The sequence below is a fragment of the Acidithiobacillus caldus ATCC 51756 genome (assembly GCF_000175575.2).
GTDB lineage: Bacteria > Pseudomonadota > Gammaproteobacteria > Acidithiobacillales > Acidithiobacillaceae > Acidithiobacillus_A > Acidithiobacillus_A caldus.
Map to the genome: position 1 here is coordinate 1,017,954 of NZ_CP005986.1, position 22,272 is coordinate 1,040,225.

General features: G+C 59.1%; 13 protein-coding genes and 1 pseudogene. 5 read left to right on the forward strand and 9 right to left on the reverse strand.

Features of this window, described 5'->3' with window-relative positions:
- Positions 1 to 236: 236 nt before the first annotated feature.
- Positions 237 to 3,521, reverse strand: a complete 3,285-nt coding sequence (locus ACAty_RS05135; protein ID WP_051620743.1) for a glycosyltransferase — start codon at positions 3,519 to 3,521, stop codon at positions 237 to 239.
- A 150-nt stretch (positions 3,522 to 3,671) separates the two neighbouring features.
- Between ACAty_RS05135 and ACAty_RS05140 the strand changes: the two genes are divergently transcribed.
- Positions 3,672 to 4,934 carry an IS256 family transposase gene (locus tag ACAty_RS05140; protein ID WP_004868469.1) on the forward strand — a complete coding sequence of 421 codons (1,263 nt, stop codon included), beginning with the start codon at positions 3,672 to 3,674 and terminating at the stop codon, positions 4,932 to 4,934.
- 6 nt (positions 4,935 to 4,940) lie between these two features.
- Here the strand turns inward: ACAty_RS05140 and ACAty_RS05145 are convergent, their stop codons facing one another.
- Positions 4,941 to 5,441, reverse strand: coding sequence for a glycosyltransferase (locus ACAty_RS05145; RefSeq protein ID WP_038471713.1), 501 nt, complete (start codon positions 5,439 to 5,441; stop codon positions 4,941 to 4,943).
- 178 nt (positions 5,442 to 5,619) lie between these two features.
- On the opposite strand from ACAty_RS05145, the gene ACAty_RS05150 reads away from it, so the two are divergent.
- Positions 5,620 to 6,576: an IS5 family transposase gene (locus ACAty_RS05150; protein WP_004871535.1), complete on the forward strand. Its 957-nt coding sequence runs from the start codon at positions 5,620 to 5,622 to the stop codon at positions 6,574 to 6,576.
- 120 nt (positions 6,577 to 6,696) lie between these two features.
- Here the strand turns inward: ACAty_RS05150 and ACAty_RS05155 are convergent, their stop codons facing one another.
- The 6 genes from ACAty_RS05155 to ACAty_RS05180 are packed head-to-tail and all read right to left on the reverse strand — an operon-like array spanning position 6,697 to position 12,165.
- Entirely contained in the window at positions 6,697 to 7,275 is a 579-nt protein-coding gene (locus ACAty_RS05155; RefSeq protein ID WP_038471716.1) for a DUF4214 domain-containing protein, read from the reverse strand.
- Positions 7,265 to 8,080 carry a class I SAM-dependent methyltransferase gene (locus tag ACAty_RS16730; RefSeq protein ID WP_051620744.1) on the reverse strand — a complete coding sequence of 272 codons (816 nt, stop codon included), beginning with the start codon at positions 8,078 to 8,080 and terminating at the stop codon, positions 7,265 to 7,267. Before ACAty_RS16730 ends, ACAty_RS05155 begins: the two co-directional genes overlap by 11 nt.
- 10 nt (positions 8,081 to 8,090) lie before the next feature.
- The gene (locus tag ACAty_RS05165) at positions 8,091 to 8,765 is read right to left on the reverse strand and encodes an ABC transporter ATP-binding protein (RefSeq protein WP_038471719.1); all 675 of its coding nucleotides are present in this window, start codon (positions 8,763 to 8,765) and stop codon (positions 8,091 to 8,093) included.
- Positions 8,752 to 9,573, reverse strand: coding sequence for an ABC transporter permease (locus ACAty_RS05170; RefSeq protein ID WP_004871538.1), 822 nt, complete (start codon positions 9,571 to 9,573; stop codon positions 8,752 to 8,754). The genes ACAty_RS05165 and ACAty_RS05170 overlap by 14 nt, the downstream gene beginning before the upstream one ends.
- Positions 9,563 to 10,681, reverse strand: a complete 1,119-nt coding sequence (locus tag ACAty_RS05175) for a hypothetical protein (protein WP_004871540.1) — start codon at positions 10,679 to 10,681, stop codon at positions 9,563 to 9,565. Before ACAty_RS05175 ends, ACAty_RS05170 begins: the two co-directional genes overlap by 11 nt.
- A gap of 11 nt (positions 10,682 to 10,692) precedes the next feature.
- Positions 10,693 to 12,165, reverse strand: coding sequence for a mannose-1-phosphate guanylyltransferase/mannose-6-phosphate isomerase (locus ACAty_RS05180; RefSeq protein WP_004871542.1), 1,473 nt, complete (start codon positions 12,163 to 12,165; stop codon positions 10,693 to 10,695).
- A 122-nt stretch (positions 12,166 to 12,287) separates the two neighbouring features.
- On the opposite strand from ACAty_RS05180, the gene ACAty_RS05185 reads away from it, so the two are divergent.
- Genes ACAty_RS05185 through ACAty_RS05195 form a run of 3 tightly spaced genes read left to right on the forward strand, consistent with a single transcriptional unit; the run spans position 12,288 to position 21,934 of the window.
- Positions 12,288 to 13,457 (forward strand): polysaccharide biosynthesis/export family protein, encoded by a 1,170-nt coding sequence (locus ACAty_RS05185; protein ID WP_226824177.1) that lies wholly within the window; start codon positions 12,288 to 12,290, stop codon positions 13,455 to 13,457.
- A gap of 4 nt (positions 13,458 to 13,461) precedes the next feature.
- Positions 13,462 to 20,601 carry a type I polyketide synthase gene (locus ACAty_RS05190; protein ID WP_051620745.1) on the forward strand — a complete coding sequence of 2,380 codons (7,140 nt, stop codon included), beginning with the start codon at positions 13,462 to 13,464 and terminating at the stop codon, positions 20,599 to 20,601.
- A gap of 1 nt (position 20,602) precedes the next feature.
- Complete coding sequence (locus ACAty_RS05195) at positions 20,603 to 21,934, forward strand: aminotransferase class I/II-fold pyridoxal phosphate-dependent enzyme (RefSeq protein ID WP_004871549.1); 1,332 nt, start codon at positions 20,603 to 20,605, stop codon at positions 21,932 to 21,934.
- Between the two features lie 30 nt (positions 21,935 to 21,964).
- Here ACAty_RS05195 and ACAty_RS05200 read toward each other — a convergent pair.
- Positions 21,965 to 22,144 (reverse strand): annotated as a pseudogene (locus ACAty_RS05200) (IS3 family transposase); the annotation flags it as partial.
- Between the last annotated feature and the right edge of the window lie 128 nt (positions 22,145 to 22,272).

Genomic DNA, 22,272 nt, shown 5'->3' on the forward strand with positions numbered 1-22,272 from the left:
CTGGAGTTTTTAAATGGACTGTCTTTTTTAAAGATAATTGTTCTGGCCTGATCGCAAACAACGTCTAATACCTCTAGTCCGGTCACATTGTTCACTAAAGCCGATACTCGCACTTCATACTGTCCGGGCGGCAACTGAGTATAAGGGCCATGAAGTAAATGGCCAGCTTGTCCGTTCGTGCGAATGCTTTTACCGAAACAGGGGCCGACCTGCGAACGTAGTCTTGGGTCTGCGCCCTAGAAGCGTCGTACTCCATCTGGCAACCAAGATTTGTAGTGCTGCTTTTGTGGATGAATCGCTGAGAGCACCTGTTGTGCGCTTTGATGCCATGTTTGGATGGGCATTTCATCGCTGCGCGGTTGAGCGCCCTTCTTATACAAATCAAGCCAGGTTTGTACTGCCGTGGAAATAGCTTCTGGCGTGCGGTTGTTTTCAAAGATATAAGCGTGGTTTGCTGTCACTTCGCGGAATACGGGTATATCGCGCACGAGGAGCGGCAAGCCGTGTTTGGCGGCCTCGATCAGCGGCAGGCCAAAACCTTCGTCAAAACTCGCGGCAATGAGGCAGCTTGCTGCGGCGTAGACCTTCTCCAAATATTCATCGCTGATGCCATCGAGCCAGAACAGGCGCTGGCCGAGTTCAGGATGAGAGCGCAGAGCTAGCATGGTTTGCGGAATGTCACGGCGCTGCGCATCGGGCAGGGGTTTCCAGCCTTCTTTGCCGACGATGACGAGATTCGCGTCTACACCCTGCGCCCAGACTCGATCAAACGCCTGCAGGGTTTGTAGGTAGCCTTTGCGGGGCTCGATGGTGCCCACCATCAGGAAGGTGGTGCGCTGGGTAAACGCAGACAGCGTTTTTTCCGCATCGGATGGCAGCCCGCGTGTGGGAGCGCTGTTTTCCAGGTCAGCGCCGTGGTGGAACCAATCGATGCAGAATGGCCGCTCGCGCTTCTTTCCAAAAACTTGCAGCCATTCGAATAATTCGTCTGCAACGTGGCGCGATACGCAGATCGCTCCGTCGAATAGAGACATTGTCTCTAGCCACCGTTGCTGGTGTTGCGCGCTGCCCTCAGGAAAAACCTCGGGCAGGGTGACGGGCAAGAGATCGTGCACGACAAAATAAAGCCGAATACCTCGCGCGCTCCAATTCTTGAGAGTGCTCTCCTGGGTGGGAATGATGGATGGGCTGTAGTCAAGCCCTAAAAAGACATCGCCGTGCCATAACTGAATGGGCGCGTCTTCTGCCCAGTCATCGGGAATACCGAGAAACCGGCACATGAATTTTCTGGCATAACGAAACCCTGGCTGATCAGCTACTGCGTAAACCGGTTCGACATGCCAGGGTAAATCTTCGCTTAGCGCAATTTCGCGCAAAAGCGAGCGAGTCACTCGCTCGATACCGCTCCATAAATCCGTTTTTATGAGTGTGGAAACGTCGAGCAGTAACTGCGGCCTGCGCGGCCTGGGTGGAATGTTGTTGGAGAGCGCCGACGCAAAGGCGGGGAGTTCGCCTGGCACTAGATGTGGGGTGAGGCGGGGTAAGGTTTGCACCACGCCTTGCACGCCGAGATTCGCGTTGCGATACATGCGTTCGATCGCTTGAGCGTATTGATCAGCGCACTGACGCGGATTGTGTTTGGACAAGATGTGGGATCGAGCGCGCGCGCCGAGTTCGCTGCGAAGCGCCGGGTCTTTCCAGAGAGCGAGGAGTGCATCACGAAGCTGTGCGTCGGTAAACTCATCCGGCAGCATCCACACGACATCCTCAGGCGAATCGGCCATGGAACCGTGGGCGTTGATGATGGTGGGCAGGCCGTAATTCATACAGTCGAGCACTGTTCCCGAGGTTTCTCCTCGCGACAAGGTACGCAACTGCACCGCCACATCGGCTGCAGCAAGCCAGAGGCGGTAGGCGTCTATATCCACCCAGCCGGTGATGTTAATGCGGTTGTTTGCAGGGTTTTGCTCAATTTGCTCTAAAAGAGTTTTTCCGTAATCACCGCCATCATTTTCGCCAACGAAAACCAGTCGGCAGCGCGTGTCATTTGCGAGCGGCGATGCCAACCAGGCGTCGAGCAAGCGAGTGTTGAGTTTTGAGGGGCCGAGTACCCCAAAGCTACAAAGGATGAAACTCGTTTCAGAAATTCCGAGTTGTTTACGTGCAGACTTTTTGTCGATATGGTCTGCCGATGTTCGCAAATGCGGAATGAGTGCCCAATCGTTAGCAACTCGATCACCATAAAAGTTTTGAGCGAGGCGACGGGAAAAATCGGAGTGAATGATGACGCCAAGCGATTGATTCAAGACAGACAGATTACACGGCCATTCCCAGATTGCTTTTTCATTTTTGAAGCGTTGCAGTAGGGCCGGCCATCCATGAGAATGGTAAATATTCTTCGTCCAGTGCCTTCGATACTCTTGGCTCTCCTCCATGACCCAGCCGTAGACGCCGGACATGAAAAAGTCATGCAACACGATGACACCGGGGATGTCGGCAAGCAGGCCGAACATGAAAACATGTTTATCCGAGTTTCCGATTTGATAGAGAATGCGGTCGAACCCTGCGGCATGTTGGCGAAACCAGGCCACATCACGAATCGGCGCATTGGCCTGCACCCACGCATCAATGACCTCGGCCTGCTGCACAATCACGGTAATCTCGTAATGCCGCGCCAGTTCGGGTAAAAGCTCGGCAGCGTAGTCAGCAATGCCAGTTTTTTCGGGCGGTAGAGGGGATACAAAAGCTAGCCGCGGGCGTTGGGATAGCGGGAGCGTCATTTGTGGTTTTTTGTGAGAGCGGTGCAGCGCCTCAAGGGCTTGCCAAGCGCACTGCGCGCTGGCATTCCAAGAGAATTTTTTGGCCTGCTCTAAGCCGTGGCGCTCAAGTTCTTGACGGAACTCAGGGTTGTTAAGTACCTCTGCCATCTTCGCGCTTAGCGCGACATCGTCGCGTGGGGCGAACAGGGCATCTAAGCGTCCAATCACTTCGGGTAGGCTGGAGCTGTTCGCAGCGATAACAGCTTTTCCGCAGGCCATCGCTTCCAGTACTGGCAGACCAAAGCCTTCGTGCCATGAAGGAAAAACAAATAAGGTACAGGCGTTATACAGAAGTGCCAGATCATCATCCTGGACATAGCCAGTGAAAATCAGTTCGCTTTCGCGCAACCCTGCCTGTTGTGCGATGTTAAGAAGCTGCGGTTTCTGTTCTGCGACTTCCCATCCGACGAGAGTGAGTGCATAGGATTGACGCAACTTCGCAGGCAGAAGCGCGAAAGCGCGGAACAGACCGTCTAGATTTTTGCGATGATCGGCGCCGCCTGCATTCATTACAAAAGGTCGATCGATATTATACTTTCGCTTCAGGTATTCATTCTGCGCGGCGGTGAGTTTGATTGGTTGGAATCGATTGTCGCAGGCATTTTGAACGCACGCGATTTGCGTTGGCGGGAAATCGAGATAATCTATTGCCTCTTGCTTAGACGCCTCAGACACAGATAAAAGCAGTTCGGCGCGACGCAAATATTTAATTTTGCTATAGTACCATCGCGATACGGCTGAGCTATGCTCGAATCTGGTGTACGGGAGGTCTACAACTAGCTTGAGGAGGGTGGCGCACTGTTGCTAGAAAAGGGTTTCTGGATCCGATTCGCAACGAATGAGGAGTGCGCCATGCAAGAGAGTACTGGTTTCGACGGAGGAATGGGAGAGTTGGGCCTGAACATCGAGGGCTTATTGCGGCGGTCCGCGCGCCAGCTGATCCAACAGGCCATCGAGGGCGAGGTGCAGGTGCTGCTGGAGGAGTATGCCGCGGTACGCATGGTCGATGGTCGCCGGGCCGTCGTGCGGAATGGATATCTGCCGGAGCGGGAGATCCTGACAGCGGTCGGCCCCGTGCCTGTACAGGTCCCCAAGGTGCGAGACCGCTCCGGTTCGGGCGTGGTCTTCCGTTCTTCCCTGGTACCGCCCTACGTGCGCAAGTCGCGGACCGTGGCCGCAGCGCTCCCCTGGTTGTACCTGCACGGGGTATCGTCGGGACGGATGCACGAGGCGCTGTCTGTTCTCCTGGGCGAGGAGGCCAAGGGGCTTTCTCCGGCCGTGCTGGGACGCTTGAAAGTCGAATGGGCGCAAGAGCATGCCCAATGGCAGCGCCGGTCTCTACAGGGAAAACGCTACGCCTATTGGTGGGCCGACGGGGTCTATACCCAGCTGCGGGCGGAGGACGATCCCCGGATGTGTCTCTTGGTCATTATTGGCGTGACGGCCGAGGGCAAGAAGGAGGTCGTGGCGGTCACCGACGGTTTACGGGAGTCCAAAGCCTCCTGGCTAGAGATCCTGCGGGACTTGCGCGACCGCGGGCTGCAGGAGGCGCCACTACTGGCCATAGGAGATGGGGCGATGGGTTTCTGGGCCGCCCTGGACGAGATTTACCCACAAACCCGTCATCAGCGCTGTTGGGTGCACAAGACGGCCAACATCCTCAACGAGCTACCGAAGCGCCTTCAGGGGAAAGCCAAGGCCGCCCTGCAGGCGATCTGGATGGCCGACACCCGTGAAGCTGCGGAGAAAGCCTGGCAAGCCTTCGTGCGGGACTACCAGGCCAAATATCCCAGAGCGGTCGCAAAGCTCGAGAAGGACCGGGACGTGCTGCTGACCTTCTTCGACTTCCCGGCAGAGCACTGGCGGCATATCCGCAGCAGCAACGCCATCGAATCGACCTTCGCCACCGTACGGCAACGCAGCAGCCGCACTAAAAACTGTGTCTCTCGAGCCACTTTCCTTGGCCTGAGCTACAAGCTCATCCAGCAGGCAGAGAGACACTGGCGCGGGATTCAGCATCCGGAAAGACTGCGCGAGCTCTTTGCCGGGGTGACATTTGTCGATGGGATGCCTGCCAACGAAACCCGGCTGGATCCTCAACAGGACGCCGCCTGAATCGTGTTAGCAAATGCTCATACACCAATCTTGACCATAGCTCGATACGGCTGTGTCTTGGAGGTAAATATCGCGGTGGATTAAAGGGATAAGATCGTGCAGGGTAACTACCGTCGGAATGGTAGTCTGAAATGCATGTACACTAGTTACTGCCGCACCAACTATTCCTTCGAAGAGAGCAGGAATGAAAATCACATCTGGGTCGAAGCTTGCGTAAAACGCTTCGAGCATCACTTCCGCCGCGTTGCGACGGGCATCGTTGGCTGAGTCGTGGCCGCCAACAGGGCCGGCGACTTCGAAGACCCGAATGGCGTCGAAGGGCAGTAAGCCCCCGAACGCGGCGCGGATCGGTTCGATGGTTTCGGGATAGGCCGCGTTAAGCGCGAGGATGATTTCATGTTCGCCCCGCTGCCGCGCCATTTCCTTGACTAGCGCCATGGTATAGCGGCCAATGCCGCGAAAGCGGCTTTCTGTTTGCGCGCCCTGCATGTCAATAACGATAAGCATTTTCTTCCCTGTGGTCTAGTTTGTGGGCTGCCACTTATAGTTTCGGACTATTTGATCAAGAAGTTTGCTCGCATATTCCCCTGGTGCCTTACTACGATACTCGCGGCTTTCCATTAGGGAGTCTCTGATTTAGCCATCTGATACAATGGGCTGACCGAGTAGCGAGGAGATGCTATCCATGTCCGGACAGATAACCTTTGCCGAGGAGCCCAGCCTGTCGCGACGCCGCAAGCAGACCAAGCGAGAACGCTTTCTGGCCGAGATGGATGCCGTGGTTCCCTGGGCCAGGCTTGTGGCCTTGATCGAGCCGCACTACCCCAAGGGGGGCAGCGGCCGCAAACCTATGCCTTTGGAGCGGATGCTGCGGATCCACTTTCTCCAGCAATGGTTCGGCTACTCCGATCCGGGGATGGAAGAGGCCCTGTACGAGGTTCCTCTGCTCCGTCAATTCGTCGGTATCGACTTGGGTCGGGACTTCGTTCCCGATGAGACCACGATCCTGAAGTTCCGCCGCTTACTGGAGCGCCATGCGCTTGCCCAGGCCATCTTTGCCGAGGTGCAGTCCGTGTTGCAGGAGAAAGGGCTCTTGCTGCAGGAAGGCAAGACCGTGGATGCCACCTTGATTCACGCCCCGAGCTCCACCAAGAACCGAGACCGCAAGCGGGATCCAGAGATGAGTTCCACCAAGAAAGGGAATCAGTGGTATTTCGGGATGAAGGCGCATGTGGCAACGGATCTCCAAGGTATCGTACAGGCGGTGGACTTCACGGCGGCCAAGGTACCGGATCATCAGCGGCTGGAGGGGCTCCTTACCGGAGAGGAGTCGGTGGTCCTCGCTGACCGGGGCTATGACTATCCCCAGGTGCATGACACGCTGGTGGCCCGAGGCATACGGAACGCGGTAGCGCGGCGACGCTATCCTGGGCAGAAAACCGGCTTGGCGGCCCTCAAGCGCTACAACCGCGCCATTGCCCGGATCCGTGCCCGGGGAGAACACGCCTTCCGGGTGCTGAAGTGCCAATTCGGTTATCAGCGAACCAGATATCGGGGTCTGGCCAAGAACGGTGCTCAACTGACCACGCTCTTTGCCTTGGCCAATCTGTACATGCTGAGGAGATATCTCCTGGCCGCGTAGGGAGTGGTGTGCCCAATATCCAATAATTCTCCAGAAAATGGGGGAATTTGACGGATAAGTGACCTGATAGCAACGTGCTTAGGTCAATACTGGGGACAAGGCGCACCTTTTTAGGCTAGGTCAGAGCTTCCTTAGTGCTATTCGTAGCGCTTCTAGGGTTGGTAGTCGCGCGTGATGGGCAACAACCTCTTCGTTCTCTGGCTCACGCCCTAGAACGTCCAGAAAAGCATTGCACACGTCCTCTCGAGAGAGACGATGGTCAGCGCTTCCCTCGTGTGAGAGCTTAACTGACATTTCGCGAACATATTCCGAAAGCTTTAAGATTATCTCTTGCAAAGAGGTACAGATAGGAATCAAGCCAATCACGTTCTGGCGATGAGCAGCTTGTTCCATGCCGATCGATCGAATCGTACGTTCCAGTCGGCTCGCACGGCCAAAGCGTCCCCAAAGCCAATGATTCGATTTCCGAACTTGATTCACCAGTGATTTTAGACCCTGGACTTTATCGAATTGCTTACACTCAGTCGATAAGGCCAACTGGGTAACAACTTCTTCTTTGCTGTAGCCAACGGCTAATCTCCCCAAATAATACGCGAGGCCATGTTCATCCGGGTCGCGTCCGAGCAAGCAGCGATAGGCCTCTACGACAAACGTTTCACTATCCAGAATAAACAGCTCGTAGATGTTTTCAATCGCCATCTTTAGATCTATCTCTCTTCATAACTCGAGACTTTCTGGGAGCGTGTTCCAGGAGACTTCTGAGAGACTGATCGTAGCGCGACGCAAGTTCCCCCAAGGTTAGTCCCCATCGCCGTGTGAAGGCCTCATTGAATACAGACATTACTGCAGCTGGAGCTTCCTTTTGAGCGATAACTGCGTAATCGGGGCTAACTCCGGAGAGCACCTGCAAAAGCGAAGGAGAAGGCTCTTCTTGCAGTTTGGGATCTTCTTGGAGACGCGCGATATGCCATCGAGCGAATCCCACATACTCGACAAGAAACTCAAGCAAAGCTGGCGGGAGAGGTCGCCGATGGGTTGGATCCAGATAGAAGTTGCCACTGCCTAGCACGATGTTCTCGGGATTCGGTGTCTCGTAAATCAATAGACCCCCTGGCTGAAGCACGCGCAACACTTCCTCAGTCCAACGATGAAGCTCCTCGAAACCAATATGCTCGACCACATGAAAAGCCGTTACCAAGGAAAGACTCTCGTCTGTGCATTCTTGTAAGACATGAAGACCATCCTGCAACCGGACGGCTAGTCCCCTTTCTTTGCAAGCGGCGAGCATACCGCGGTCCAAATCCACGCCGCGAGCGCCAATCCCGAGGGTTCCGAGATATTCCAACCACTCACCCCGCCCGCAGCCCAAATCCAGAGCCCGAGGTTCCGAAGTAACCGCCATTATGGATTCCAGGAAAGGAGCGTATTGCTTCAAGCGCTCGATAATAAGCTCTCTCGAACCTCGGTGACGGTCCTCAAAGGCGCGGTAGAAAGATCTCGTCATCGACTAACGCTCATTGGAGGGCCTGATAGGCATCAATAGCCCCGTCCACGGTGTCAAAATGTTGCAATCTGCCGTTCTCCAGGAGTGCTGCCCGGTCGCAGTGGGCACGAATGATGTCCACACTGTGGGAGACGATGATCATGGCGCGGTCACCGCGGTTTTCGAACAGATCCCGATTGCACTTTTCTGTAAAGCGATGATCCCCGACGGCCATCACTTCGTCAATGAGATAGCAATCGAACTCTATGGCCATGGAGATGGCGAAGGCGAGTCTCGCCTGCATACCGTGGGAGTAGGACTTTACCGGTTCCCCAATATATGGACCAAGTTCGGCAAAGTCTTTCACGTACTCCAACATCTGGTGATAGTCAACGCCATAAACCCGGGCGATGAGTCGGGTGTTGTCCTTGCCCGTCAGGCTGCCGATAAACGCGCCACCAAAGGCCAAGGGCCAGGACAAGGACATCCCCCGCACAATCTCTCCGCTATTGGCCGACTCTGAACCGCTGATGATCCGCACCAGGGTCGATTTACCCGCACCATTACGTCCCAGGATGCCCAGTTTCTCTCCGGGGCGCAAGGTAAACGATATTCCGTCCAGAATCACACGCTCGTTGCGCCCATGGTTTATGGGGTAGCGTTTGACGATGTTGCACACCTCCAGATTCCCTTTAGCCGCCGCCATGCACCTTGACCCGCTTGATGGCTATCTCCGTCAGTGTGTATCCCAACAAGGTCATCGCAATGATGGCCGCGATGGTGTACGGAATATGGTAATACGTCGGCATCTGACTACCAAAGTAACCGTGATGAAAGTACTCCACCGCATCGATGAGGGGGAAATAGAGCAAATAATGACGATAGGGCTCCGGTACCAAGTACATAGGTATAAAAACCCCAGAGAAAGGCAGCATGAGGTAGAGGATGATGTGAGAGGTTTTCTCGATGGTTTCCGATAGTTCCGCCAGCGCCGCCATGATGAGCACGAAGGCAAAGGAAAACCAGATTACCAACAGGTAACCCATACCAAAGGCATACCAATTGGCCGGTAGATGGGTAACCCCGATAAAGGTAAAGATGGGATAGAGCACCATGAATGCGGCCGCACCACTGGCAAAGGTGAGGATGATGCGCGCGTAAATGATGTCCATTGGGCGAATGAGCTGGTGGTGGAGTAAGGATCGATTGATGTCGATGGCTTTAGTCACTCGGCCCGTGCCGTTACGCCAGAACAGTAGGGTGGGGTAACTCACCGCCAGATACTCCGCTGGGCTGATACCGTTGATGTAATCGGCCTCGATGTAGGAAAAGATGATCATCACACCGATGACGAACATGGCCGGCTCGGCAATGATCCAGAGTACGCCCAAGCCTTCGCGACCATACATGGTAATGGTTTCGCGCATCACCAATGCCCAAATGACGCGACGTTGGATGGCGAACTGTTTCCACAAGGATGCCTTGTGCTCGCGCCCTTGCAGCTCAGCGCTCATGGTGCTCCTTGATACCGCCAATGACTACGACCAGCACGCCCCAAATCATGAGGGATATCACCAGAGTCGCCAAGATCCCCTCCAGGCGCCGTGGTAACTGTGGAGCATCCGGCGCGTTGGGTGCACTGATGGTTTCCAGGTACAACTCCTGTTTTTGCGCCGTGATTCGCGCCTGTTCCAGGGCCGTCACCGCCGCTTCCAAGAGCTTCTGGGCGATGGCCTGATTCACCTGCAGGGTTTCATATTCTGTATCTTTGCTCGCCAACGATTGATGATCGCCGGTGATCTGGGCGTTGGCCGCTGCAATCTGGGTCTCCAGGGCCTGCACACCAGAGCGCAGGACGGGAATATTGGGGTTCTGCGGGGCGTGCGCAAGAATGGCCGCGAGCTGGGTCTTTTCCTGAATCAGCTGGTCCTGCAGCTTGTTTACCAGAGCCAGCTGCAACTGGGACTGCTGCAGTGGGCTGATTACCTGCTGGCCATTGCGGTAGCGAGTGAGGGCGACGGTGGCGGCGGCCAGGTTGGCCCGGGCTTGCTCGACGTCCTGACGGGCAAACTTGACCGCCTCCTCCCGGGCCCCGGCGTTGAGTTGGTTGACGATGGCTTGCCCCTTGGCCAGGAGGAAGCGGTTCATTTCCTGGGCCGCCTGGGGACTGTAGGCCTTGACCTTGAGGGTGCTGATGCCGCTGGTGGGATCCACGGAATCCGTGGTCATGCTCTGGTAGTAGCGCCACAGCCGCACCTGGTTTTTGAAGGGATGAAAGAGCCCACCGTAGCGGTCCAGCCAATCCACCCCCTGGGAATAGAGTTTGGCCAGATCAAAACGGCGATTGAGCGTCATCATGGCATCCCAGGAGGAGATATAGGCCATGATGGTTTGGGATGCGCTGCTGGAATAGCTTCCCTCCAGCCCGCTGATGAGGCTGGCCAGCCCGCCAGAACTGCTGAAATGCTCACCGGGGCTGTAGACCACATAGCGCGATTCGCTGATGTAGACGGGCGAGGCGATGAAGCCAAAGTACAAAATGGACAGACCCGTGGGGACGACGACCACCCAGACGAACAATTTGCTCAGGTTGCGAAACCAGTTCCAAATCGAGGACAGCAAACGGCTTTTCCTTATGGTGTGGGGGCCGAGGCCTCGACCCTCCCGTAAATGTCCTCAAAGCGGACGATGTCGTCCTCACCCAGGTAGGCGCCACTTTGCACTTCGATGAGCACCAAGGGGATGACCCCCGGATTCTCCAGGCGATGGGCCGTGCCGGCGGCGATGAAGGTGGACTCGTTGGTCATTACCAGGCGTTCATCCTTCCCGACAACCACCTTAGCCGTACCCGATACCACGATCCAGTGTTCGCTGCGGTGGTAGTGCATCTGCAAAGAAAGCTTTTCTCTGGGCTTGACCAGGATCCGTTTGATTTTGAAGTGTTCGCCTTCCTCGAGGACCGTATACGTGCCCCAAGGCCGATGCACGGTGATGTGGGTATCCGCCAGAGGGTGGCTGGACCCCTTCAGGCGCTCCACGATCCGCTTGACGTCCTGGTCTCGATCGCGGCGGGCGATGAGCAGGGCATCGGGTGTATCCACCACCAAAAGGTCCTCCACCCCCAGTAGCGCGGTCAAGCGCTCGGGGCTGTACACCACGCACTGGCGGCTGTCTTCCCACAGCAGCTCACCATGGCCGCGGTTGCCCTCGGAATCAGCGGGCAGGAGCTCACCCATGGCTTCCCAGGCACCCAGGTCGTTCCAGTCGAAAGTGGCGGGGACGACGGCGACCCGGTCGTGGGATTCCATCACGGCGTAGTCGATGGAGATATCCGGACTCTGGGAAAAGGCCTTGCCCAGCCACCAGGTATCGCCGTTGGCCTGTCCTTGCGCCCAGGCGGCAAGGGTGGCCTCGTGGACGGCGGGAGCATGTTCGGACATGGCCTGCAGAAGGTTTTTGGCAGTAAAGCAGAAAATCCCAGCATTCCAGAGGTACTGACCACCGGCTAGGTAGGCCTCTGCCGTCTCCCGATTGGGTTTTTCCAGAAAACGGTCCACCACAAAGCCGCCTTCCAGCGCCGCGCCTTGCGCGATATACCCATAACCCGTCTCGGGACGGGAAGGGACGACCCCAAAGGTGACCAAGTAGCCTTGTTGCGCAAGGCGTGCCGCCTTGCCCACGGCTGCACAGAAACCTGCCGCATCCTCGATGAGGTGATCGCTGGGCAAGACCAACAGTACTGCTTCCGGGCCCACTTGATCCTGTGCCCAGAGCGCCGCCGCCGCGATGGCTGCAGCCGTGTTGCGGGCTTTGGGCTCCAGTAGGTACTCCACGCGGTCCTCGTGATCCGCGCCCAGGGCCGACGCTATGGTGTCCCGTGATAGAAAATAGTAATCCCGATTGGTGACCATGAGTAGCCGGCCGCCGTGGGGTAGTGCCTGCACGCGCTTGAGGGTTTTGCCGAGGAGATTCTCGCCATCCGGAAGAGGAATGAAGGGCTTGGGTTGTTGAGTGCGCGACAGGGGCCACAGACGACTGCCGGTACCTCCCGACAGTATGACGGGGACGACCTGCGGCGAATGGCAATCTGACCCAGAAAAATGCATTGTGAAGTACCCGATCCGGCCATGTGCCTTGTAATGTCTGGGGTAGGACGGTACCATCGGCCATAAAATTGGTCAATATGCAAGACACTCTACGAACACCTACCGCCAAGGATAGACTGCGCTTGTCGAACATCAAGATCTGCTTCATCGCTCTCGGATTCGCACCCCTGTTGCTTAGCGGTTGCAGTGCTTACCTGCCGTACTCTGGTCCCCGCGCCGCACGCGTCGACAACGTCGAGCACAATCAAGAGTTGCGGGGCATTCGCCTGGTGGATGTGGATTATGGCCTTGCGCATCTGCTGCGTACCCGGATGGATAGTCCGGATATGGAGCTCCTGCAGGACTTCTCCAATCCCACGCCTTCTCTCTACACCGTGGGTCCTGGCGATGTGCTGGAGGTGCACATCTGGGAAGCGCCTCCGGCCATGCTCTTCGCTACAGGCTTGACGTCCACGAGCACGCCTTCGGGTTCCATGATGACCACCATTCCACCGCAGATGGTCAATGCCGGTGGCACTATTTTTGTACCCTTTGCTGGCCGTGTCCCCTGCGCGGGCAAGAGCACACAGGAAATCGCCGAAGAGATTCGCAGGGATCTCCAGGGTAAAGCCCATGACCCGCAGGTGGTGGTGAGCTTGGTCCGCAATCGGGCGCAAAGTATCTCGGTGGTGGGTAACGTCAAGGACAGCAAACAAGTACCCCTTGAGCCAGGTGGTGTGAGTATCCTCCAGGCCTTGGCGGCGGCGGGTGGCGTGGTCCAGCCCGTGAGTAAGGTGACCATACAGATATCCCGGGCCGGCCGGGTGCTGCGCCTGCCGCTGGAAAAGGTGATCAGTGACCCCGCAGCCAATATCTCCCTGCGCGCGGGGGATGTGGTCACGGCGCTCTACCGGCCTTTGCATGTGACGGTGATGGGTGCCACCCGCGAGACCAAGGAGATCGACTTTGAGGCCACCGGTATCAGTCTTGCCCGGGCGCTGGCGCGGGCGGGCGGGCTCAATGGTAATGAGGCCGATGCGCGGGCGGTGTACGTGTTTCGCATGGAGCCCCCGGAGCTGCTGCCCGACCTCGCCCGAAGAGGCAATCTGGTGGATGGCAAGGTCCCGGTGGTTTTTCGCTTCAACTTCAGCAATCCAGCCACCCTCTTTGCGGCTCAGCAATTTCCGGTCCAGAACGGGGATCTCATCTACGTGGCCAGTGCTCCGGTCACCGATTTGCAAAAGTTCCTGGGCCTGATCGTGCAGATCGTTTATCCCATTCAGGGCCTCACCACTGCTGGCGTCATCAAATAAATCCATGCCGCGTTTGCCATCCATTGCTATCATTGGGTACGCGACACGCTTACCCAAAACCTCCGACCCGCATTTTTGGGAAGATCTCCGCCAGGGTAAAAACCTACTCTCACAGGTGGAGCCCGACCGTTGGGCGCAATCCGCCTTTTGGCACCCGCGGCGCAGCCACCCGGGGACGTCCGTCACCTTCGCGGCGGGGAGTCTGGGCGACGTAGCGGGTTTTGATGCGGGCTTCTTTCGGATCTCGCCCCGTGAGGCGGTGGCCATGGACCCGCAGCAGCGCCTCCTGCTGGAAATGTCCTGGGAGGCGCTGGAGCGGGCTGGCTTGCGGCCCCGACGCCTGCGTGGCAGCAATACGGGAGTTTTTGTGGGGCTGGCGAGCACAGATTACGCCTACCGCAACGCCGATGATTTTGCCGCCATCGGCCCGAATTCTGCGACGGGAGCGACGGCCAGCATTGCCGCCAACCGCATTTCCTTTGTATACGATTGGCGTGGGCCAAGCTTTGTGGTGGACACCGCATGTTCTTCGGGCATGGTGGCTTTTCACCTTGCCTGTATGGCCCTGGCGCGCGGCGACTGCGATCTGGCGCTGGCCGGGGCCATCAATCTGCACCTCCATCCCTATGGCTTCCTGATTTTTTCCAAGGCCTCGATGCTCTCGCCTCAAGGCTTGAGCCGTCCTTTTGCAGCGGGTGCAGACGGTTATGTGCGTTCTGAAGGCGGCGGCGTTTTCGTCCTGAAACCCTTGGATCGGGCCCGCCGCGACGGCGACAGGATACTTGCGGTGGTGGTGGCCACGGGCATGAATACCGACGGCAACAAAAGTGGCATTACCGTGCCGCGGGCAGAAACGCAAGCGGCCTTGCTGGAGAAGGTCTACGCCCAGGCTGGTCTCGCGCCGGAAGATCTGCATTACCTGGAGGCCCATGGTACCGGTACGGCGGTGGGAGATCCCATCGAACTCGAAGCTATTGGTCTGGCCCTCGCGCGCCATCGCCGCCAGGCGCTGCCCGTGGGCTCCGTCAAGAGCAATCTTGGGCATTTGGAGACCGCCTCGGCCGTTCCGGGCTTGCTCAAGGCCATCCACTGCCTGCGGGAGCGGGAGATTCCACCCAGCATTGGCGCTGAGGAAATCAACCCCAAGTTGCCCTTGGATCGTTATCCCTTGGACATCGTTCGGGAACGGCGATCCTTACCCCAGGATGGGGTGCTGCACATCGGCGTCAATTCCTTTGGTTTCGGCGGCGCCAATGCGCACGCCTTGCTGCAGAGTCCGCCCCGGTGGCGGCGGCCTCAGCGAGTTGTTTGGAACCCGTCGCCCACGCCTACAGATGGCTGGCGTCCTCTCCTGCTGACGGGGGCGGAGGCCCAGGGCTTGCGGGCTTTGGCGGCGGAGCTTGCCGACTTTCTGGAGACCTTGAGTCGCCGGGACTTCGAGCGCGCTATTTACCAGCAGAATTTCCGGCGCGAGGCTTTGGGCTTTGGTGTTGCCTTCTGGTTCCGCAACCGCGATGACCTTGGCCTGCAACTGCGCCAGTTTGCCGATGGAGCGGAGGTGCCGGTCGTGGTGCGTCGCCCCGATTGGCGGGATGCGCGGGCTGCGGTACGCGGTGTGGTCCTCATCTATTCCGGAAACGGCTGTCAGTGGCCGGGCATGGGGCGCGCACTCCTGTCTCATCCCGTCGCCCGCGCGGTCGTAGAGGAAATCGACACCACCTTTGCTCCCCTTGCGGGCTATCGGCTGGTGGACGAGCTGCTCCGCGAAGATTCTCTCGATCTGTACGATTCCACTGCCCGGGCACAACCGGCACTTTTTGCCTTGCAGGTGGCGCAGACGCAATTGGCAGTGTCGTTCGGCGCGGAACCGTTAGCCGTCGTGGGCCACAGTGTAGGCGAGGTCGCGGCAGCATGGGCTTGCGGCGCGCTGACTCTCGCCGAAGCAGCGCGGGTAATTTACTACCGTAGCATTGCCCAGGAGCGCACCCGTGGCTTGGGGCAGATGACTGCCGTGGCCGTCTCTCCCGAGGTGCTGCCGGACCTGCTGCGGGCGGAGGGGTTGGACTCCGAGCTGCATCTGGCCGCCATCAACAGTCCGCGGGGGGTGACGGTGGTGGGGGCCGCGCAGGCCCTGGATCGACTGGAGCGTGTGCTCAAGACCCAAGGTATCGCCTGCAAGCGCCTGGGCTTGGACTACCCCTTTCACGGTCCCGCCATGGATTCCCTACGCGACGAACTGCGAAACCATCTCGCCAGCCTGCAGCCTAGAGCCGAGCGTATTCCGTTTTTGTCCACCGTGACGGGAAAATCGCTGCCTGGAACGTCCCTGGACGGCGAGTACTGGTGGCACAACGTCCGGGAACCAGTGCGCTTTGCGGAGGCGGCAGAGCGGAGTCTGGAGCAATCGCCCTATTTCTTGGAGTTGGGCGGTCATCCAGTGCTCCGTGGCTATCTGCGCGAGATTTTCGAACATCGGCAGTGCGAAGGACACGTCGTTGGCGCCTTGCGGCGCGGGCAAGGCGACGCAGTAGCGGCGCTGCGTCAGGCCGTGGGCGAGCTCTGGGCGGCAGGTCTCGATAAGGATCTGCAACGCTATTATCCCCAAGAGTTGCCACCGCTGGATCTGCCACCGTATCCCTGGCAGCGACAACGCTTTTGGCAGGAGCCCACCGCGGAATCCTATCGCTTGCTTCAGCGCGACCCCGTCCACGAACTCCTGGGCCATGCGCTTGCCCAGCATCCCCACACCTGGGAGCAAGTGCTGGATCTTGCCACGCAGTCCTGGCTCCGGGACCATCGCGTGGGAGACAGCGTGCTCCTGGCGGGCGCCGCATTCCTGGAAATCGTTCTCGCTGCGGGTCATGAAATTTTTCCCGAGAGCGAGGGGCTCTGTGTCGAGAACTTCGAGATTCTGGCTCCTTTGGTCCTGGAGGAAGAGCACAGCCGTATCTTGCGCACCCACTGGGCCGAGGGGTTGTTGCACCTGCGCTCCCGGGCCCAGATGGGCGATGGCTGGGTGGAGCATGTGCGTGCGGAGATCCGCCCCTTGGGGCACCAGCGTCCGCAGGCCTGGCCAAGCCTCACAGGTGGTGTGGACGTGGTGGACGCGCAGACCCATTACGTCCGCACCGCGCAACTCGGTTTGCACTATGGGCCGGCCTTCCGCACGGTGCGGGCGGGGAGCCGCCTGGGCGACCGGCTCGACGGTGCGTTGGAACGCCCGATGGACCAGTCTACTGGCCCCTTTTACCTGGATCCCAGGGTGCTGGACGGAGCTTTTCAGCTCTTCGTCGATCTTTTGGCCGACGACACGCAGCGCGAGGCCCTTCCCTATGTCCCGGTACGTATCGATCGCGTGGACTGGTGGGGAAGCGCGGAGCCTTTATCCTCGGCGCGACTGCATCTCTTGCGGCGTTCTCCCCACTCAGTGCTGGCGGACCTGCAGATGGTGAATACCAGCGGGCTGCTCTGCGTCCGCTGTGTGGGTTTACGCCTGCAGCAGGCCCGGCTGGCCGTCGAGCACGGACGACCACTCCCCCGTTATTTTGTCTCTCACCTGGAGCGCGTTCGCGCCCCCGATGCGCCCAGTGCGCTGGATGCGTCGGCACTGCACGAGGCTTTGGAGCATTTCTGGCGGTCCGATGCTCTCCTGTCACGTTGGCGTGAGGAATTCCTTCCCCTCCTGCAAAGCTATCTGGAGATGGGTGACGATCCGAACCGGACGCGTCTTTGGCGCACGCTTTTGGAGGACTACCCAGAGCACCTGGCATGGACGTTGGCCGTCGGGCGCGGCGCCAGCAAGGCTTGCGGCCTCGAAGTGGAAGCCGCTGGTTCAGTTTTCCTGGAGGATTGGCAAGCGCGGGATCTACAGTTATGGGCGCCGCGGATAGCGGCCTTTTTGGCCCAAACCCTAACGCAGCAGTTGGGCGAGGGATTCGCCTTTGACGATCTTGCGGTGGCGGAGTTCTGCGATGGCGGGTGGACGCTCCTGCCGCCCTTGGGCGCGGGGCATCCCCACTTGTCCCTCTGGGGGTTGCTGTCGGAGGCCTTGGAGGATGAGGCGTCGTGGCCCAGGGCGTTACTGGGTGAGATTCCGCAGGGTTTCCCCAAGCTGGATCTGCTCTGGGCGCAGCTGGCAAGCGAGCCGAGCGACCCCGGCGGCTTTCTCGATCGGATTGCCCCACTGCTGCGCCCGGGAGCTCTTCTGCTGTGCCTGGGTGTGGAGGCCGGATGGCTTGCTAAATGTTCAGGTATGGGGATAGCTCCGAGCGCCATGGATGCCTTGGGCGAATTGGCCCAGACCCGGGCGTGGACGGTGCATAGTCTTGGTGAGGGCTTGGGGCCGCGCATAATGATCCTCCAGGCTCCCGCGGCTGAGCGAGGGCAGACGCAGGACGATCGGCGGCGCATTCTGTACCTAGGGCGAGGGCAGGGTGCCTTGTTGTCGGCGCTGCAACGTCGCAGCCGGGTTCTGGTGGCCGAGTCGGGTGATTTGATCGATACCTCAGATGTCCCGTCGGCTGAAATCTGGATCCATGCGCCTGTTCTCGAATGCAGAACGGGATCCTGGACGGCGCATCTCGCGACGCAAACGATGCGCCTGCGGGACATCGCTCGCGTGTGCCGGAAGCAGGTTGGTGGATCGCGTCTCGACCTGCTGCTTCCCGGCGCCTTGCGCCCGCGAGGCAGACCTGAAGACCTGGCGGCGGCCGCCCTGGCCGCTTTTGCGCGCAGTCTCATCAACGAGTGGTCCGACCTCAGCCTACGCATTCTGGATCTCGATCTGGAACAGCCGGCAGCGGTCGAGGCGGCGCTTGCGGCCCTGCTTGACCCTGAGCCTTCGCGCCGGGAGCTCACTTGGGACGATGCAGGACGGTGTTGGATTCCGCGTACGACGGTCTATGGGTACTCCGAACCGGTGCAGGGTGATGGAGCACGCTTGATCACGACTCAGTCGGGGCAGTTGAAGTATTTGGCCTGGGAGACTTGCCCCGCCGACGCCCAATTGGCCTCTGAAAGTGTCGAGGTGGAGGTGGAGGCAGCGGGCCTCAACTTCCGGGACGTCATGTACGCTCTGGGTTTGCTCGGAGACGAGGCGCTGGAAGCGGGCTTTGCTGGCCCTGGCCTTGGTCTTGAGTTTGCCGGCACCATTCGCCGCGTTGGTGCCAACGTAACGGATTTTCGCCCTGGAGATCGGGTCTTGGGCTTTGGTCCCTACAGTCTGGCCAGCCGGGTGGTCACGCCGACCTTCGCCGTTGCCCCGCTTCCCGACGGTCTGGATATGGTGGCGGCGGCGGGCTTGCCCGTCGCCTTTTTCACGGCCTGGTATGCCCTGAAAACCCTGGGACGGCTCCAAGCCGGTGAGCGGGTGCTCGTCCACGGCGGAACGGGTGCGGTGGGCATGGCCGCCATCCAGATTGCCGAACTCCTTGGGGCGGAAATCTGGGCAACGGCGGGCTCCCCAGCCAAGCGCGATTTGTTGCGTTTGCTGGGCGTTGACCACGTCCACGACTCCCGCACTTTGGACTTTGCCGACGCGATCCTTGCGGAGACGTCGGGAGAGGGCGTGGATGTGGTGCTCAACAGCCTCGCCGGGCTGGCGATGGACCAGAGCTTGCGCCTGCTCCGCCCCTTCGGCCGCTTTCTGGAGCTCGGAAAACGCGATTTTTATGGTAATACCCGTTTGGGTTTGCGGCCCATGCGCCAGAATCTGCAATATTTTGGGATCGACGCGGATCAACTTTTGGCACAGTGTCCAGAGCGCGCCCGCGAGATTTTTAGCGAATGTCTTGCGCACTTTCACCGTGGTGAGTTACGTCCCTTACCGGCGTCCCGCTTCCCCAGTTTTGCCGTGCAGGACGCCTTCCGGTTTATGCAGCGCTCCCGACAGCTGGGAAAAATCGTCATCGATACGCGCGGGCCGCACCTGCCGCAACGCTCGCCTTTACGACCCGCGTCGCAACCCCTGCGGCTGGATCCCGAGGCGATCTATCTGGTCACCGGTGGAAATCGCGGTCTGGGCTGGCGCAGCGCACGACGCTTGATCGAACGTGGTGCACGTAAGCTGGCGCTCTTGAGTCGCAGCGGCGTACTTGCGCCGGAGGCCGGCGAATTTCTCGCGACCAATGCGCTCGAGGATTTGGAATACCGTAGTCTTGCCGTAGATGTGACCGATGCCTCGGCCCTGGAGAACTGCCTGCAGGACCTGGAGGCTTGGGGACGCATCGGTGGGATCGTACATGCCGCCGCCGTGATCGAAGACCAACTTGCCGAGGATTTGGACGCGGAGACGCTGCGCCGGGTGCTGGCCCCCAAAGTTGAGGGAGCCTGGGTGCTTCACCGTTGGAGTCTGCAGCGGGAGCCCGACTTTTTTGTGCTCCTTTCTTCTATCTCCAATCTCCTGGGTAATATCGGACAGGGCGCCTATCTCGCCGCCAACGGCTTTTTGGAGGCGCTGGCCGCGTTGCGCCGGTCCCAAGGCATGCCGGCGACGGTATTGCAGTTGGGTCCAGTTTCTGACGCGGGCTTTCTGACGCAGAACAATGAAACGCTGTCGCTCTTGGAGCGACGCTTGGGAGGCAGCGCCATTCGTGCCGAACAGGCTTTGGACGCGCTGGAGTTGGCCATCCACCGGGATATTCCAGTGCTTGCCTTAGCCGATGTGCGCTGGAATGGGTTGCGTGCCGCGCTCCCGTATGTGGATTCAGCCCGTTTTGTAGCGCTGGATACGGATATCGACGGCCATCAGGGACATTCCGATACGGATCTTGATTGGCGTGCCCGGCTCCATGGGATGGCCGCCGATGCCGCTCAACAGGAACTTGCCCAATGGATCGCTGAGGAAGTCGCCCAGATCTTGCGTCTCCACGCTGCCGACCTCGACCAGCGTAAAAAGCTCAGCGAATTGGGCTTTGACTCCCTCATGGGCATGGAACTGGCCCTTGCCCTGGAGGAGCGCCTCGGCATGCGTATTCCCAGTTTCATTCTCAGTGAAGCGCCCACGATCCATAGCCTGGCGAGTCGACTCTGGCACAGCCTGCAGGAGCAGCATCCTGCAGACGTGGAGGGTCAGGCGAAGGAGGCCCTCGCGCAAACCCACGGCGCGCTCGAGGAATATCGACGCACTGCAGCGCAGGTCCGTTGAGATGGCTTCCTCATCGCGATTGAGTTCCGAGGAGAAGCACTCGCTCCTGCAGCGAGGCAAGGCCTTGCTCCAGGGTCGGGTAGCCCCCGAAGATCCGGAGAACGATAATAATCCACTGGGGATTGCCGAGGACTTGGTGGACTTTCGCAAGCATCCGGGTTACCTGCAGGTTGCGCGGCTGCGGGAGGGGGGACGTCTCCTGGGGGTACAGAGCCCTTTCTTTCGCGTGCACGATGGGATAGCCGGGGCGCATAGCCGCATCGAGGGGCGCGAGGTCGTCAACTATGCGAGCTATAACTACCTGGATCTCGCCGGACATCCGGCGGTGATGAACGCCGCTCAGGCCGCCGTCGCGGAGTTTGGCACGACGGTATCGGCCAGTCGTATTGTGTCCGGCGAGCGTCCCTTTCACCGTCGGCTCGAGAAGGCTCTGGCAGAGCACTACGGGGTAGAGGATGCCGTTGCCTTTGTCAGTGGTCACGCTACCAATGTAAGCCTTCTGGGCCAGCTGCTCGGCCCGCGGGATGTACTGCTCCACGATGAATATGCGCACAACAGCATCGTCGTGGGTGCTCGCCTTTCCGGCGCGCAGCGCCTGCCTTTTCCTCATAACGATCTGGCACAGCTGGAGCATCTGCTGCGTACCCACCGTCGCCAGGCGGAGCGCTGCATAATTGCCGTCGAAGGGATCTACAGCATGGACGGGGATTACCCAGATCTCCCACGTCTGTTGGAGATCAAGACTCGTTACCGTTCTTGGCTCATGGTGGACGAGGCCCACAGTTTGGGGGTGCTGGGTGCAACCGGCCGAGGCGTGGCGGAGCATTTCCACGTCGATGCTCGCGACGTGGACATCTGGATGGGAACGCTGAGCAAGACCTTAGCCAGCTGCGGAGGCTACGTTGCCGGAAGCGCGGCGTTGGTGGAGCAAATTCGCTATCTGGCTCCTGGGTTTTTGTATAGTGTCGGCCTCGCTCCGCCCCTAGCTGCCGCAGCGGAGGCCGCCATGGCTGTACTCCACCGTGAACCGCAGCGGGTCCGAGTGCTCCACGACAACGGTGCCTACTTTCGAGAGGGCCTGCAGAGATTGGGCCTCGATACGGGTAGCGCCGTAGGCTATGCGGTTATTCCGTGGATCGTAGGAAGCTCCCTCAAGGCCGTGCGCTACTCCGCGCAACTTCTGGAGCGAAACATTAACGTCCAGCCCATACTATACCCCGCCGTCCCCGAGCAACGAGCCCGACTGCGCTTTTTTGTGAGTAGCGCCCACAGCCGCGGAGATTTGGACCAGACCATCGCGGCCATCCAGGATATCCAGAACGCGATGTCCTGAGGTGTCCTGGCAATAATAGACACTATCGTTTCAAGCGGCTGATCTCCAGTAGGACTGGGCGAAGACAGCCGGCGCCAAGTAACCAAGCCGTGAGTGGCGACGCTGGCGGTTGTAAAAAATCTCGATGTACTCCCGGATGGCCGCCTCGGCCTCTGTACGGGTTGCAAAGGGGCGATGATGCACCATTTCGTTCTTGAGGTTCCCCCAGAAGGGCGTGCTCCCCATCATAAAGGGCATCGTTGGGGCTGATGGTGCTGCCTTGGGGTGGCGTGTAGAGCCAGCCTCGAGATGCCAGGTCCGTGCAGATTTCGGTTTCTAGGGCAAATTCGTTGTGGATG